Below are 13,715 nucleotides of genomic sequence, written 5' to 3'. Positions count from 1 at the left end.
TAAACGGGGCGGTCAGAAGGAACGGACGGAATGGCAAGTGTCGAAAAGCTGCCGATGCTGGCGGAAGGCTATGAAAAGCTGATCGCCGAGTTGAAGGCGCTGCGTGAGGAGCGGCCAAAGATCGTTGATGCGATCGAGGAGGCGCGCGCCCACGGTGACCTCTCCGAAAACGCGGAATACCATGCCGCCAAGGAGCGCCAGGGCCAGGTCGAAATGTCGATCGCCGACCTGGAGGACAAGGTCAGCCGCGCCCAGATCATCGATCCGGCGACGCTGTCGGGCGACAAGATCATTTTTGGTGCCACCGTCACGCTGCTCGATGACGATGACAATCCGGTGAGGTACCAGATTGTCGGCCCCTATGAGGCGGACGCCAAGGTCGGCCGGATCAGCTACAACTCGCCGCTCGGCCGCGCCCTGATCGGCCGCCGGGTTGAGGATGAGATCGAAGTGACCGTACCCGCAGGCGACCGGTCCTATCTGGTGCAGAAGATCGAGTTCGTCTGATCCCGGAACGGGTCCGGGACGACTTCATTCCGGCCGCTTGAGCTGTTCCGGCTCAAGCAGGCGGTGCAGGTGCACCACGACATACTTCATTTCAGCGTCGTCGACCGTGCGCTGCGCTTTGTCGCGCCAGGCTTCCTCAGCCTCGGCGTAAGTGCCGTAGACGCCGACCAGGTCGAGCGCGGCAAGATCGGTAAATTCAAGCGTTTGCGGATCGCTGACGCGACCGCCCATCACAAGGTGAAGTTTCTGGCTGCTCATCGCAAATATCCCGGGGGAGGGTGGATGGCGCGCCTTTAGCGTCCCTTGCGTTTCGCGCAAGGGGTGTGCGGGCTATTTCCGGACGCGCGCCGCCAGCTTGATCGCCTCACGCGCGATGGTTGCGCCAGTGTTGCGAGCGGTTGAGCGGACCTGCTTGCCGCCTTGCTTGGCCAGTGACAGCCCATCCCGTCCCGCTTCACCAGCACGTTCGCCGGCCTGCTTGCTCAGCGCCAGACCGATTTCGCCAGCGGCGATTGCCAGGCTGAGCGCACGCTTGCCGAACTTGCTGCCAGTCTTCTTGGGCATCAGCGCGCCGGCCAGCAGACCCAAGCCTGCACCGGCTGCAACGGCCAGCCACGGATATTCGGCGATCAGCGAGCGATAATCCTCAGGCGGATAGGCATCCTTGGACGGAAGGGCAGGGCGGGTGCTGCTATTGCGATCAAGCCGTTCTTGCGAAGCGGCGATCTTGGCTGCGATCCGTTCCTGGCGGGGTTCGGGCTTGCTCATTGGGCCGGCTCCTCAAGCGCTTCGTCGAAATCGTCATTGGCAGGTTCCGGCTGAACGTCACCTTGCGCATCGCGACGCGACTTCAGCAGATTGAACAGGGGCTCACGGAACATCCAGGCAAGCAAGGCGGCGATCGTGGCCGCGACCAGGCCCTTGTTGTCTTTGGCGACTGCCACGGCCTCGTTTGCAACTGCCAGGGCGTCTTCCTTGGCCTTGGCAACGATCCGGCCTTTGATGCCTCGCGCGGCGAGGTCTTCCTTGACCTGCGCCAGACGCCCTTCGAACAGGCTCCAGGCTGCCTTGCGGTTGGCGCGATCCATCTCGAACCCGCTCATGCCGCGTCATCCTCGCTCAGCCGCCGCGACATCGCGTTCCAGCGCTTCGCCGCAACCCAGCCGCTGAACGCAGCAGCGGCCAGCAGGACTGCCACCACCACGAGGGTGGCCCCGAGTCCCCCGATCAGCGGGGCCAGGGCAAGCAACATTCCCATAACCAGCGCCATCAATGCGAAGAACACCAGGCTGAGCGCCAGAGCGATCCAGCCCGCCATGCTCTTGGCGGTGCGGCCAGCCAGAGCCGCGCGGGACTTCTGGTAGGCCAGTTCAGCCTCAAGCAGCGTCCGCCCGTCGGCGACGAGCTCACGCACGTCGTCGACCAGCGAACGCTCAGCGGCATCAGCCGAGGCTTCTTTCACCAATGAGGGATCGGGCTGTTCCATTGTCCTGTACCGGCAAAACTCGCCGGATCAGGCTTTGTTCGATCCCTTGAACAAACGCGCGACTAGGAAGCCGAATGCCGCTGCAATGCCGACGGCGAGGCCGGGGCTCTTGCGGACGAATTCCTTGGCATCGTCGCCCAGTTCATTGAGGTCCTTGGAATCGAGCTTCGCAGCCGATTCCTGCATGGTGCGGGCGGCGGTGCGCGCATAGTCGCCATAACGGGTGCCGAGTTTCTCATCGATCGTGGTGGCATTTTCGCCCACCAGTTTGCCCAGCGTCGAGATAGCATCGCTGGCCTTGGCCTTGCCTTCAACGGCGAGGTCGGTCGCGCGGCCCTTGGCCTGGCCGGCAATATCCTTGGCTTCTTCGACCCAGTCCGCGCTCTTGGTGGACAGCTGGTCGCGGTAACCTTCGGCCTTGGCCTTGGCTTCGGCGGTCAGCGCAGTAGCGCCGGCCTTGGCTTCTTCGATTGCCTTGGTGAACTTCGCCTTGGCTTCGCCAGTCCCGGCCGAGGCTGCCTTGGCAGCCGGCTTCTTGGCAGCCGGCTTGGCGGCGGTGGTGGTGGTCTTTTTCGGAGCGGCGGTGGGGGTCTTGGCCATGATGTTTACCCTTTCTGCACCGCAAGATGCGGCAATGAATAAGAATGTGGTGCCGTTACGGCAGTGCTGCAACCCCGAATATGCTGCAATGCACCTTGCCTGCCAAGGCTCCGCTGCTTAGGAGCGGCCCAACCGAGCCATACAAGGGGTAAAGCAGCCATGACCGCGATCATCGACATCCACGCGCGCGAGATTCTCGATAGCCGCGGTAACCCCACGGTTGAAGTCGATGTGCTGCTGGATGACGGTTCGTTTGGCCGTGCCGCTGTGCCTTCAGGTGCCTCGACCGGCGCGCACGAGGCGGTGGAACTGCGCGATGGCGACAAGGGCCGCTACCTTGGCAAGGGCGTGCTCAAGGCCGTGAAGGCTGTGAACACCGAAATCAGCGACGCGCTGCTGGGCCGCGATGCCGAAGACCAGCGCGATATCGACGCGGTGATGATCGAGCTCGACGGGACCGAGAACAAGGGCCGGATCGGCGCCAACGCCATCCTCGGCACCTCGCTGGCCGTTGCCAAGGCCGCCGCCAATGCCCGCGGCCTGCCGCTCTATGCCTATGTCGGCGGGGTTTCGGCCCACGTCCTGCCGGTGCCGATGATGAACATCATCAACGGCGGGGAACATGCCGACAACCCGATCGACTTCCAGGAATTCATGATCATGCCGGTCGGCGCGCCGACCCTGGCTGAGGCGGTCCGATGGGGCGCGGAAGTGTTCCATACCCTCAAGAAGGGCCTCCATGAAAAGGGCCTCGCCACCGCCGTGGGAGATGAAGGCGGCTTTGCCCCGAACCTCTCCAGCACCCGCGCCGCGCTCGACTTCATCATGTCTTCGGTCGAAAAAGCCGGATTCAAGGCCGGGACCGACATCAAGCTGGCGCTCGACTGCGCCGCGACCGAGTTCTTCAAGAACGGCAAGTACGAGATCAGCGGTGAAGGCCTCTCGCTCAGCCCGGTCGAGATGGCCGATTACCTTGCCGCGCTTTGCGCCGATTACCCGATCATCTCGATCGAAGACGGCATGAGCGAGGACGATTTCGAAGGCTGGAAGGCCGTGACCGACAAGATTGGTCACCAGGTCCAGCTGGTCGGCGATGACCTGTTCGTGACCAACCCCAAGCGCCTGACCATGGGCATCGGCAAGGGCCTGGCCAATTCGCTGCTGGTCAAGGTCAACCAGATCGGCTCGCTATCGGAAACGCTCGACGCGGTCAGCATTGCCCAGCGCAATGGCTACACCGCCGTCATGTCGCACCGTTCGGGCGAAACCGAGGACGCGACCATTGCCGACCTGGCGGTCGCCACCAACTGCGGCCAGATCAAGACCGGTTCGCTCGCCCGCTCTGACCGGCTTGCCAAGTACAACCAGCTTATCCGTATCGAGGAAGAGCTGGGCGATGCCGCCCGCTACGCTGGTGCGGCTGCGTTCGGACGTCTCGCCTAGGCTCTCTGGCCTAAGCCCATTGCCACCCGTCTCCGGCTCGTTTAACCGTTCGTTTAAACGACCGGAGGAGAGGGCCGGGTGACAGCGATACCGTCGCACCCAGATTCGATTACGCCTGCCTGGCTGACCGAGCGCCTGCGCGCTGCTGGGCTGCTTGAGCGTGGTTCCGTCACCGCTATTCGCTGGGAGCCGATTGGCACTGGCCAGGTGGGTGACAGCGTCCGCCTCCATGTCAGCTATGACCAGCCCGGAGCCGGTCCGGCGACGCTGGCGGGCAAGTTCCCGGCGGCCGATCCCACCAGTCGCGGCACGGCGGCAATGTTCGGGCTCTATGCCAAGGAAGTCGGCTTCTACCGAGAGCTCCAGCAGCACCTGGGGGTGCGCGTGCCGCGGACGATTGCGGCCGAGATTGCCCCCGATGGGGTCGATTTCATCCTGTTGTTCGAAGATCTGGGACCGGCGCGGGGCGGCAACCAGATCGCCGGTTGCACGGCGGAAGATGCCCGGGTCGGAGTGATCCAGGCAGCAGCCCTTCATGCCCCCAGCTGGGGCCATGCCGAGATCCTGGCGACCGAATGGCTGCAGCCCAAGCCCGAGGTCATCACCCAGATCGGCGCGCTCTACCCCAACGCTCAGGCGATCTTCCGCGAACGCTATGCCGACAGCCTTGAGCCGGAGTTCATGGCGCTCTGCGAGGAACTGGCGGAGGTCAACGCCGAGCGCATGGGGCGGCAGGATCCGCCGCAGTGCCTGATCCACGGCGATTTCCGGCTCGACAACATGCTGTTCGACATCAAGGGCGGCGCCGAGCCGATTGCCGTGCTCGATTGGCAGACGGTCGCGCTGGGCAATGCCATGACCGACATCGGCTATTTCCTTGGCACAGGGATCGGCGACGAACTGCGGCGGGTGCACGAAAACGAACTGCTCGATCTTTACTGCGCCGAGATGACCGCGCGCGGCGTGCCGCTGACCCGTGACGCGATCTGGGACGATTACGTGATTGGCGCGCTGCACGGCGTCTCCACCGCCGTGTTCAGCGCCGCCTACGTCGAGCGGACCGAGCGCGGCGATGCCAATTTCCTCTCGATGGCCCGCGGCGGCTGCGCTCTGGCGCTGCAGCACGGCAGCATCGCCAAGCTGAAAGGCTGATTTGATGGTTCTGACCAAGGGTGACGATTTTCCGCTGCACCAGACGCCCGAACCGGTCGCCTATGCCGGGACCAATCGCAACTTCTACGATCGCTATTTCTTCAATGGCTATGCGCCCGATGGCACGGGCTTCTTTGCCGTGGCACTGGGGATCTACCCGCACCTCAACGTGGCCGACGCGCATTTCTCGGCGATCCGCGACGGGGTGCAGCACAACGTCCACGCCAGCCGCGAGCTCAACATGGAACGGTTTGACCTGCAGGTTGGGCCGATCCGGATCGAAATCATCGAGCCGCTGCAACAACTGCGGGTCGTTGTTGACGGGGAGGGGCTCAAGGCCGACCTGACTTTCACGGGCCGAGCCTTTCCTATCGAGGAGCCGCGCTTCATCCATCGGATCGGGCCGCGCACCTTCATGGACTACACCCGGTTGACCCAGAACGGCCACTACGCCGGCTGGATCGAGATCGACGGCGTGCGGCAGGACTGCGCACCCGGCACCGCCGGGACGCGCGACCGCTCATGGGGTGTCCGCCCGGTCGGCTCGCGTGATGAGCAGCCCCACGGCCACGGCGTGATCCCGGGCTTCTTCTGGCAATGGACTCCGCTCAACTTCGCGGACCGCTCGGTCTTCTTCCACATCAATGCGGATGCAGGTGGCCACGCCTGGAACACCCGCGCCGTGATCGCGCCGGACGGCAGCGGGGGAGAAGGGCATTACGAGACGCCAGCTGCGCAGATGGCATCACCGCTTATGCCGGGAACACGCTGGCCCGATGGCGGGACGATCACGGTTGAAACCCCGGACGGCCCCGACACCATCACCTTCGAGCCGCTCGGCCGATTCCAGATGCGCGGGCTTGGGTATACCCATCCCAAGTGGGGCCACGGCCTCTACCACGGCAAGCAGGTGGTCGAGCGCGAGGACTTTGGCCTGGCGCAATGCGATCCGCGCACGATGGACAATTACCATGTCCAGTTCGTCTCGCGCGTCCGCTCGGAGCGCTATGGCGAGGGGATGGGCGTGTTCGAGCAGTTGATCATCGGGCCTTACAAACCCCTTGGCCTGAAGGAGTTCATGGATGTCGGGTAAGCTCGCTACCGCTGGCGTGCTGCTTGCCGGCCTGGCCGTCGGCGCGGCTTCGGGATGGTACACCTTGCAGCATGGCATGGTGCAGGGCGACACCTACTCGGGATGGAGCGGCAGCAAGGTGACCGGCTCGGTCGATGCCGATCCCTGGACCCGCGCGCGGGTGGCTGTTTCGGGTCTACTGGCGCTCAACAAGAGCCAGGCGATCTACTTCAGCCGCAACACCGACGATAGCGGTGCCCGCCTGCGCGAGGATTGCCGGTACCGGGTGACCGGTGGGGCCATGCCGGCGCGGTGGTGGTCGATCACGGTCTACGCGGCCGACAACTACTTGCCGCTCAACGACGACGATGCCCTATCGTTTGACCAGACCGAGGCGCAGCCGACGGGGAAAGCGGAATGGACCGGCATCCTTTCGCCCAAGCAGCCAGATGGCGAACCCTGGGCCTCGACCAACAAGGCGGGCGACTACGACATTACCCTTCGTCTCTATCAGCCGACGCCGCAGGCGCAGCAGGATTATGACGCGATCCCGATGCCCAAAGTCACCAAGCTTGATTGCGGAGGTGCAGCATGACCCGCAACCTCAAACTGCTGGCACTGTTTGTCGGCGCGGCAGTGATTGGCCATGTCGGGCTGGTCATGGCCGTACCGCACGCACTGATGAAAGTGGCGATGAACCGGATGTCCGGCGATGGGGCCCGGATCAACCAGTTCAGTTTTGGCCCGCGCACCACCAAGGATTCGCGCGGCGTGGTGCGGCCATCGCCGGATCTCGCCTATTCCTCCTGCGTCTATGATCTCAGCAAGGGACCGTTGCTGGTCAGCGCGGCACCGTCACCCAACCAGGGCTATGTCTCGCTCTCGGTATTCGCCGCGAATACGGACAATATCGCGGCGCTGGACACGACGCAGTACCCCAAGGGCATCCGGTTTGTGCTGAAGCGCGAGGATCAGGTGGCACCGGTGGGTATGCAGGTGGTGAATTCACCCTCGGACAAGGGGATCATCCTCGACCGGCGCTTGGCACCTTCCGCAGAACTGTTTGCCGAGGTCGACCAGGCCCGCCGCGCCGATAGCTGCGCCCCGGTGAAGGGTTGATCGCGGGCGCCTAGCCGAGCTGAACGGCGCTCAGGCGCTCGACCTGATCGTCGCTCAGTTCAAGCGCGGCGCTTTCGATCAGCTGGACCAGCTGTTCTACGCGGGTGGCGCTGGCGATCGGAGCCGCGATGCCAGGCTGATGGCGCAGCCAGGCCAGAGCAATGGCGGCATGCGAAGCGCCGGTTTCGGCGGCGATCTGATCCATCGCGGCCAGCATCGGCTTGCCGGTGACGATCAGCTGCTGCAGGCGCATGCCGCGCACCGATTTGCCGAGGTCGGCCTCCACCCGGTACTTGCCGGACAGAAAGCCGTTGGCGAGGCCGAAGAACGGCAGCATCGCTACGCCGCTTGCGGTGCAGATCGCCTGCAGATCCAGGCCATAGTCTGCGCGTGACACCAGGTTGTATTCGTTTTGCAGCGCTGTGATCGCCATCCCGCCGCTGGCCTTGCTGGCGGACAGCACCGCTTCAAGGCGAGCCGCCGAAAACTTCGAGACGCCAAACGCGCGAACCTTGCCCTCGGCTGCACCGGTAAAGGCGGCGACGATATCGCTGGCGGACAGCTCTGTGTAATCGCGGTGGGCATAGTAGAGATCGATGTAATCGGTCCGCAGCCGGTCAAGGGACTGCTGGAGCGAATGCGCAATCCGCTGCGGGTCGTAGAGCGAAGGATCGCCGCCTCCGGGTGCGAGCATGCCGGTCTTGGTGTGGATACGCATATCTTGGCGCACGCCGCGGCTTTCGAGCCAATCGCCCAGCACCGCCTCGCTCTCGCCGCCTCTGTGGCCCGGCACCCAGGCGGAATAGACGTCGGCGGTATCGATCATCCGCCCGCCGGCTACATAAAACGCGTCGAGGATGGCGAAGCTGGTGTCGCGGTTCGCGGTCCAGCCGAAGACGTTGCCACCCAGGACTAGCGGAATCCCGGCAATTGCCGGATGACTCACGTAAATTTCTCGCGCAGCTCGAGCATTGCAATCGCCGCCTTGGCCGCTTCGCCGCCCTTGTCCTTCTGGGCCGGATCGGCGCGGACCAGGGCTTGCTGCTCGTTCTCGACCGTAAGGATGCCGTTGCCAATGGCCATGCCATCCATGGTCAGCGCCATGATGCCGCGGGCGCTTTCGCCAGCGACGATCTCGAAGTGATAGGTCTCGCCGCGGATCACCACGCCGATCGCGACATAGCCGTCATAGAGCTGGGCCTGATCGGCAAGGCTGATCGCGCCGGGGATTTCCAGAGCGCCGGGGACCGTTATGACGTCAGCCTGGTGCCCGGCAGCTTTCAGCGCGGCCTTGGCCCCGGCGATCAGCTGATCGTTGAGGTGGTCGTAAAAGCGCGCTTCAACGATAAGAAATTTCGCCATTATTCGCCTGCCGTTCCGGTGATGGGCCGCTCTCCGACGATCGACAGGCCATAGCCATCGAGCCCGGCAAGGGTGTGGTGGGTGTTGGTGAGAAGGATCATGTCGTGGACGCCCAGTTCCGCCAGGATCTGAGCGCCGACCCCGTAATCGCGCAGCTGCTCGACTTCGGGCGCGCCGGCACCTTTCCCCTGTTGGCGCAGTTCGATGAAGCGCGACACCATGCCTGGCATACGCTTGTTGATCAGTACCAGCACCCCGGTGCCTTCCTCGGCGATGATCTCCATCGAGCGCGAGAGCAGGCCCGAGCGCTCGTTGGTCTCACCGAACACGTCCACGAACATGCTCATTGTGTGCATTCGGACCAGGGTAGGCTTGTCGGCAGTGATGTGGCCCTTGACCAGGGCCATCGTCTCGTCCTCGGTGGCCTTGTTGAAGAAGGTATAGGCGGTCCATTCGCCGCCCCACTTGCTCTGGAACCGCAGTTCCGCCCGCTTTTCGACCAGGTGGTCATGCTTGCGGCGATAGGCGATGAGGTCGCGGATCGTGCCCATCTTCAGCCCGTGCTTGCGGGCGAAGGGCAGCAGGTCATCCATCCGCGCCATGGTGCCGTCTTCGTTCATGATCTCGCAGATCACGCCCGAGGGATTGAGGCCGGCCAGGCGCGAAATGTCGACCGAAGCTTCTGTGTGGCCGGCGCGTACCAGGACGCCGCCATCGCGCGCGATCAGCGGGAAGACGTGGCCGGGGGTGACGATATCCTGGCGGCCCTTGCTGGAATCGATCGCCACGGCAACAGTGCGGGCGCGGTCGCCAGCGGAGATCCCGGTCGTCACGCCTTCGCGCGCCTCGATCGAGACGGTGAAGGCGGTTTCATGCCGGGTGCCATTGTTGCGGCTCATCAGTTCAAGGCCCAGCTGCTCGGTCCGTTCGCGGGTCAGGGTCAGGCAGACCAGGCCGCGGCCGTGCATGGCCATGAAGTTGATCGCGTCGGGCGTGGCCATTTGCGCGGGGATGACGAGGTCGCCCTCGTTCTCGCGGTCTTCGTCGTCGACCAGGATAAACATGCGGCCGTTGCGGGCTTCCTCGATGATCTCTTCGATCGGCACCAGCACCGGCTCATCGTCGCTGTCCCACAGGAAGCGTTCAAGCTTGCGCAGGGTCTCGGCCGTGGGGTTCCAGTCGGTTTCCGTGCAGTCACGCAAGGTGTTGGCATGGAGCCCGGCAGCGCGGGCGAGGCCGGCGCGCGACATGCCGCCATCGTTGATAAGACGGCGGACGCGATCGATGAGTTCAGCAGACATGCGAATCGCCTATCACATCACAATGTGATGCAACAGGCGGAAAATCACATCGATGTGATTCAGTCACCCTTGAAGACGGGTTTCCGCTTTTCGAGGAAGGCGTTGACCGCTTCCTCGTGATCGCCGGTGGCATGGGCGACGGCCTGCATGGCGGCCGACATCTCCAGCACAGTGGCGAGGTCTGCGCGGCGCGCTTCCCACAGCAGGCGCTTGGTCATGCGCACGGCGTGCGGCGGATTGGCGGCAATCTTGGCGGCAAGCGCCCGGGCCTCGGTCAGCAGGTCCGCATCCGGCACAACGCGCGAAACCAGTCCGCAGGCCAGGGCTTCGGAAGCATCGAGCATGTCCCCGGTCAGCGACATTTCCGCCGCCTTGGAGAAGCCCACGACACGCTGGAGCAGCCAGGCTCCGCCATCGCCCGGAATGATCCCCAGCTTGACGAAGCTCTCGGCAAACTTGGCGCTTTCGCCGGCGATGCGCAGATCGCACATGCAGGCCAGATCAAGCCCCGCGCCGATCGCCGGGCCGTTGACCGCAGCGATCACCGGAACTTCGAGGGCCGCAAAGGCCAACGGAATGCGCTGGATGCCGCGCTTGTAGTTACCGCGGGTTCCGGCGGGGAGACCGGCATTGAGCCCGCCGCCGCCCGGCTTCATCGCGTTGATATCGCCGCCCGATGAGAAGGCCTTGCCGGCGCCAGTCAGGATCGCGACGCGGACCTTGGGATTGGCTTCCATTGCCGCCAGTGTATCGCAAATGCCATTGACGACATCGTCGCCCGAGATCGGGTTGCGCATATCGGGGCGGTTGAGTGTGATCGTGGCGATGCCGGCATCGTCAAGGTCGAACAGGACGGCGGGTTCCATCGGGGGTCTCCTCTAAGTCTTTGCCAGCGCCTTGCGGGCATCGCGGCGGTTTGTCCACCACACGATTGTGAGAGCGGTCGCAAGGGCGAGCGGGATCGCCTGCCACTTGCTGCCACCCAGCTCACGGACGGCTTCCAGGATCGGCAGGTGCACCGCGAAGAGTGGGAACGAGATCGCGGCGGAGAGCCAACCGAGCCGGGTCTGGCGCGTGATTGCCGTCGCCGCAGAAATGACTAGCGGGCAGAGCAGCACGACGAAGGCCAGATCGAATTGCCAGGTGCGCCAGTCACCATACCAGCTGCCCATGATAGCAATCGACATGGCGGCGAGGACCACGGCGGCGGGGAGGGGGAGCAGCACCCGCTCCTGCCGCCAGCGCCACAGGCCGATGCCCAGGCAATAGGCAAAGAACACCCGCGGGATCGCCGCCCAGATATGACCTGGCCGGGCGCCCACATCGAGCGAGCCCCAGGCCATGGCAACCCACACCGTCAACCCGCCCAGAACGATGGTCAGCACTGCCAACCAGCGGTTGGTGAGGTGGCGCAGCGCGAAGACATGGGCGCCATTGGCGACCAGTTCGGCAAAGATTGTCCAGGCGGGGATGTTGAGCGCGAACAGCAGGTTGGCCACTGGCCAGGGCAGCAACGCGAAGTTGGCCAGCAAGGCTGGCAGGAACGGCCACCATTCGCCACCTGCGCGGATCCACAGGTACGGAATGCCGATCAGCGATCCCAGCGCCACCGTGCCCCAGAACCGCTTGTAGCGCGCGACCATGAAGCGCTGCGGCAAGAGGCCGGCAGCAAGCCGCGGTTCGGTAATCCGGGCCATCAGGAAGCCCGATAGCATCAGGAAGAAATCGACCCCCAGGTAGCCCTTGGAAAAGGCCCCAAGCCCGCCGAACACGGCATTGGCATGCAGGCCCATCACCAGCAGCGCGGCAATCCCGCGCAGTGCATCAAGGCCCGCCAGGCGCGGTGCAGCAGCGCTCACGCCCAGATCCGTTCGATGAACCAGAAGCTGGCAGTCGCGCCGATCAGGTAGGTGCTGGCGATGATTGCAGGTCGCCGCACCTTGGGGGCCAAGCGCTCAAGCGTGGCTAGGGCCGCCAGGGTCGCGGCGATGATCAGCAATTGTCCCGCTTCCACGCCAAGATTGAAGGTCAGCAGCGCCATCGGCACGTCGGTTTCAGGCAGACCGATCTCGCGCAGCGCGCCGGCAAAGCCGAAGCCGTGGAGCAGGCCGAACAGAAAGGCGACTACCCAAGGCAATCGCTCCGACAGGCGCGGTTCGCCCGGTCTGGCCTTGGCGATCTCTACCGCAAGGAAAACGATCGAAAGCGCAATGCTGGCCTCGACCGGCGTCTGCGGAAGGCCAAACAGACCCAGGGTGGTACCGGCCAGGGTAATCGAGTGGGCCAGCGTAAAGGCCGATGCTGCAACCACGACCGCCCGACCGCGCTGCAACAGCAGGACCAGAGCGACCACGAACAGCAAATGATCGAACCCGGCGACAATGTGTTCGACACCGATCACGAAATAGGTTCGGGCCACTTGCCAGCGATCGGGTACGCCGCTGACCGTATAGGTGCTGCTGCCGGAGGTCAGCCGCTCGCTCTGGATCGGGCGGCCCAAGGGCGCAACCCGGAGCAACGCGTCGGTCGAGCCAGGTTCCATGCCGGTAAGGCCAACAGTCGCGCCATCGAGCGACCTGCTACAGGTGACCGTGCCTTTGGCGACCACGGCAGGTCCCGCCAATTGCGGCGTCTCCAGCCGGAGCTGGCAATAGTCGGGCAAAAGCGGCTGCGCGCGGGTGGCTAGGCCGCCCAGGATCGGTGCTTTCCAGACGAGCTTCCATTCGCTGGCGCTCTGCTGCGTAAGTTCAAGGTAGCCGGGTCGCAGTTCATCGGCTCGGGCGGGGGCAAGGCCGACCAGCATCAGCAGTGCCAGGAGCAGCCGCGCGAGGCGTTTCACCGTGGCTTCTCAATCACGACGTCATACCCTTTGAGCAGGGCATTGAGGTTGTCTTCCTCAGCCTTGCGCACCGCCGCACTGCGCCAGTCGTTTTCAAGCCGCTGGCGGATATCTGCGAGCTTGGGCGGTGGCGGATTGTCGCGCCGGATCACCTTTACCAGATGCAGCCCGAAGCCCGATGCGACAGGACCAGTCCAGCGGCCGGTCGGCGCCTTTTCGAGCGCGAGGGCAAAATCATCGCCGAACTGGGTCGCAATATCGATCAGCGGGGCGCCATCGAGGGTTCCAGGCAGGGGGATGGGTTGCTCGGGCAGGGTCGGAGCATCGCCCGGCTTCAGCGAAGAAAGCTGTGCGATTGCAGCAGCGCGAAGGGACGGCGTGTCTGACCCCAGGTAGCGCTGTTCCAGCGTGTAGCGCGGGGGCTCGGCGTAGCGCGCTGGGTCCTTGTCGAGCAGTGCCTGGAGTTCAGCGTCACTTGGCCTGGTCGCTTCGGCTTCCGCCCCCGCAATCGCCAGCATCTTGTTGCGCAGCCGTTTCTTGACGACATCATCGTCACGGTCGAGTCCCAGCCGCAGCGCCTCACGGTAATAGACCTCGCCGCGAACGTAGTCGCGGATCAGCCCGTCCAGTTCATCGTCGCTCGGCGGGCGGCGAAAAGCCTGGACATAATTGTTGACCAGCCCAGTCACGACCGCTTCGTCGACCACGATCCGCCGCTCGCCCGTATCGGGAGCACGGCCGGACAGAACGACGAAGATCAGGGCCCCGGCGACCAGAAAGTGCACCAAGGGTTCGCGCAGCAAGGCCGCTGCGCGGGTCCGCCAGGTCATTTAG

General features: G+C 64.3%; 18 protein-coding genes. 6 read left to right on the top strand and 12 right to left on the bottom strand.

The window, feature by feature from the left end; all coding sequences use genetic code 11:
- Positions 1-30 precede the first annotated feature (30 nt).
- Positions 31-507: a transcription elongation factor GreA gene (greA, locus tag FRF71_RS14055; RefSeq protein WP_147091244.1), complete on the top strand. Its 477-nt coding sequence runs from the start codon at positions 31-33 to the stop codon at positions 505-507.
- A gap of 24 nt (positions 508-531) precedes the next feature.
- On the opposite strand, the gene FRF71_RS14050 is transcribed toward greA, so the two are convergent.
- The 5 genes from FRF71_RS14050 to FRF71_RS14030 all read right to left on the bottom strand — a co-directional run bounded on the left by FRF71_RS14050 (position 532) and on the right by FRF71_RS14030 (position 2,593).
- Entirely contained in the window at positions 532-765 is a 234-nt protein-coding gene (locus FRF71_RS14050) for a DUF4170 domain-containing protein (protein ID WP_147091243.1), read from the bottom strand.
- Positions 766-837: 72 nt separating this feature from the next.
- On the bottom strand, positions 838-1,275 hold the full coding sequence (locus FRF71_RS14045; RefSeq protein ID WP_147091242.1) for a hypothetical protein: 438 nt from the start codon (positions 1,273-1,275) through the stop codon (positions 838-840).
- Positions 1,272-1,610 (bottom strand): hypothetical protein, encoded by a 339-nt coding sequence (locus FRF71_RS14040; protein ID WP_147091241.1) that lies wholly within the window; start codon positions 1,608-1,610, stop codon positions 1,272-1,274. The genes FRF71_RS14045 and FRF71_RS14040 overlap by 4 nt, the downstream gene beginning before the upstream one ends.
- The gene (locus FRF71_RS14035; protein WP_147091240.1) at positions 1,607-1,993 is read right to left on the bottom strand and encodes a phage holin family protein; all 387 of its coding nucleotides are present in this window, start codon (positions 1,991-1,993) and stop codon (positions 1,607-1,609) included. Before FRF71_RS14035 ends, FRF71_RS14040 begins: the two co-directional genes overlap by 4 nt.
- Positions 1,994-2,020: 27 nt before the next feature.
- Positions 2,021-2,593 carry a hypothetical protein gene (locus FRF71_RS14030; protein WP_192900013.1) on the bottom strand — a complete coding sequence of 191 codons (573 nt, stop codon included), beginning with the start codon at positions 2,591-2,593 and terminating at the stop codon, positions 2,021-2,023.
- Positions 2,594-2,752: 159 nt separating this feature from the next.
- Between FRF71_RS14030 and eno the strand changes: the two genes are divergently transcribed.
- The 5 genes from eno (at position 2,753) to FRF71_RS14005 (ending at position 7,379) form a co-directional block, all read left to right on the top strand.
- A complete protein-coding gene (gene eno / locus FRF71_RS14025) occupies positions 2,753-4,036 on the top strand; it encodes a phosphopyruvate hydratase (protein WP_147091239.1) in 1,284 nt (427 codons plus the stop codon).
- 78 nt (positions 4,037-4,114) lie between these two features.
- Positions 4,115-5,188: a phosphotransferase family protein gene (locus FRF71_RS14020; protein ID WP_147091238.1), complete on the top strand. Its 1,074-nt coding sequence runs from the start codon at positions 4,115-4,117 to the stop codon at positions 5,186-5,188.
- Between the two features lie 4 nt (positions 5,189-5,192).
- A complete protein-coding gene (locus FRF71_RS14015) occupies positions 5,193-6,281 on the top strand; it encodes an Rv3169 family protein (RefSeq protein ID WP_147091237.1) in 1,089 nt (362 codons plus the stop codon).
- The gene (locus tag FRF71_RS14010; RefSeq protein ID WP_147091236.1) at positions 6,271-6,855 is read left to right on the top strand and encodes a DUF1214 domain-containing protein; all 585 of its coding nucleotides are present in this window, start codon (positions 6,271-6,273) and stop codon (positions 6,853-6,855) included. The genes FRF71_RS14015 and FRF71_RS14010 overlap by 11 nt, the downstream gene beginning before the upstream one ends.
- A complete protein-coding gene (locus FRF71_RS14005) occupies positions 6,852-7,379 on the top strand; it encodes a DUF1254 domain-containing protein (protein WP_147091235.1) in 528 nt (175 codons plus the stop codon). The genes FRF71_RS14010 and FRF71_RS14005 overlap by 4 nt, the downstream gene beginning before the upstream one ends.
- Before the next feature lie 10 nt (positions 7,380-7,389).
- Here the strand turns inward: FRF71_RS14005 and FRF71_RS14000 are convergent, their stop codons facing one another.
- Genes FRF71_RS14000 through FRF71_RS13970 form a run of 7 tightly spaced genes read right to left on the bottom strand, consistent with a single transcriptional unit; the run spans position 7,390 to position 13,711 of the window.
- Positions 7,390-8,325, bottom strand: a complete 936-nt coding sequence (locus FRF71_RS14000) for an aldo/keto reductase (RefSeq protein ID WP_238339261.1) — start codon at positions 8,323-8,325, stop codon at positions 7,390-7,392.
- Entirely contained in the window at positions 8,322-8,741 is a 420-nt protein-coding gene (ribH, locus tag FRF71_RS13995; protein ID WP_147091233.1) for a 6,7-dimethyl-8-ribityllumazine synthase, read from the bottom strand. The genes FRF71_RS14000 and ribH overlap by 4 nt, the downstream gene beginning before the upstream one ends.
- Positions 8,741-10,042: a 3,4-dihydroxy-2-butanone-4-phosphate synthase gene (gene ribB, locus FRF71_RS13990; RefSeq protein WP_147091232.1), complete on the bottom strand. Its 1,302-nt coding sequence runs from the start codon at positions 10,040-10,042 to the stop codon at positions 8,741-8,743. Before ribB ends, ribH begins: the two co-directional genes overlap by 1 nt.
- A 59-nt stretch (positions 10,043-10,101) precedes the next feature.
- Positions 10,102-10,908 (bottom strand): crotonase/enoyl-CoA hydratase family protein, encoded by an 807-nt coding sequence (locus FRF71_RS13985; protein WP_147091231.1) that lies wholly within the window; start codon positions 10,906-10,908, stop codon positions 10,102-10,104.
- 12 nt (positions 10,909-10,920) lie between these two features.
- Positions 10,921-11,901 (bottom strand): acyltransferase family protein, encoded by a 981-nt coding sequence (locus FRF71_RS13980; protein ID WP_147091230.1) that lies wholly within the window; start codon positions 11,899-11,901, stop codon positions 10,921-10,923.
- Complete coding sequence (locus FRF71_RS13975) at positions 11,898-12,881, bottom strand: HupE/UreJ family protein (protein WP_238339259.1); 984 nt, start codon at positions 12,879-12,881, stop codon at positions 11,898-11,900. The genes FRF71_RS13980 and FRF71_RS13975 overlap by 4 nt, the downstream gene beginning before the upstream one ends.
- Positions 12,878-13,711: a peptidyl-prolyl cis-trans isomerase gene (locus FRF71_RS13970; protein ID WP_147091229.1), complete on the bottom strand. Its 834-nt coding sequence runs from the start codon at positions 13,709-13,711 to the stop codon at positions 12,878-12,880. The genes FRF71_RS13975 and FRF71_RS13970 overlap by 4 nt, the downstream gene beginning before the upstream one ends.
- Positions 13,712-13,715 lie beyond the last annotated feature (4 nt).

The organism is Novosphingobium ginsenosidimutans, from assembly GCF_007954425.1.
Lineage (GTDB): Bacteria > Pseudomonadota > Alphaproteobacteria > Sphingomonadales > Sphingomonadaceae > Novosphingobium > Novosphingobium ginsenosidimutans.
Note: the sequence above shows the minus strand (reverse complement) of the source record. Positions and strands in the feature narration are given on the sequence as shown.

Bases quoted from the DNA above. Each gene is read 5' to 3' on its own strand.
- greA (WP_147091244.1), top strand. From the start codon at position 31: ATGGCAAGTGTCGAAAAGCTGCCGATGCTGGCGGAAGGCTATGAAAAG.
- FRF71_RS14050 (WP_147091243.1), bottom strand. From the start codon at position 765: ATGAGCAGCCAGAAACTTCACCTTGTGATGGGCGGTCGCGTCAGCGAT.
- FRF71_RS14045 (WP_147091242.1), bottom strand. From the start codon at position 1,275: ATGAGCAAGCCCGAACCCCGCCAGGAACGGATCGCAGCCAAGATCGCC.
- FRF71_RS14040 (WP_147091241.1), bottom strand. From the start codon at position 1,610: ATGAGCGGGTTCGAGATGGATCGCGCCAACCGCAAGGCAGCCTGGAGC.
- FRF71_RS14035 (WP_147091240.1), bottom strand. From the start codon at position 1,993: ATGGAACAGCCCGATCCCTCATTGGTGAAAGAAGCCTCGGCTGATGCC.
- FRF71_RS14030 (WP_192900013.1), bottom strand. From the start codon at position 2,593: ATGGCCAAGACCCCCACCGCCGCTCCGAAAAAGACCACCACCACCGCC.
- eno (WP_147091239.1), top strand. From the start codon at position 2,753: ATGACCGCGATCATCGACATCCACGCGCGCGAGATTCTCGATAGCCGC.
- FRF71_RS14015 (WP_147091237.1), top strand. From the start codon at position 5,193: ATGGTTCTGACCAAGGGTGACGATTTTCCGCTGCACCAGACGCCCGAA.
- FRF71_RS14010 (WP_147091236.1), top strand. From the start codon at position 6,271: ATGTCGGGTAAGCTCGCTACCGCTGGCGTGCTGCTTGCCGGCCTGGCC.
- FRF71_RS14005 (WP_147091235.1), top strand. From the start codon at position 6,852: ATGACCCGCAACCTCAAACTGCTGGCACTGTTTGTCGGCGCGGCAGTG.
- ribH (WP_147091233.1), bottom strand. From the start codon at position 8,741: ATGGCGAAATTTCTTATCGTTGAAGCGCGCTTTTACGACCACCTCAAC.
- ribB (WP_147091232.1), bottom strand. From the start codon at position 10,042: ATGTCTGCTGAACTCATCGATCGCGTCCGCCGTCTTATCAACGATGGC.
- FRF71_RS13985 (WP_147091231.1), bottom strand. From the start codon at position 10,908: ATGGAACCCGCCGTCCTGTTCGACCTTGACGATGCCGGCATCGCCACG.
- FRF71_RS13970 (WP_147091229.1), bottom strand. From the start codon at position 13,711: ATGACCTGGCGGACCCGCGCAGCGGCCTTGCTGCGCGAACCCTTGGTG.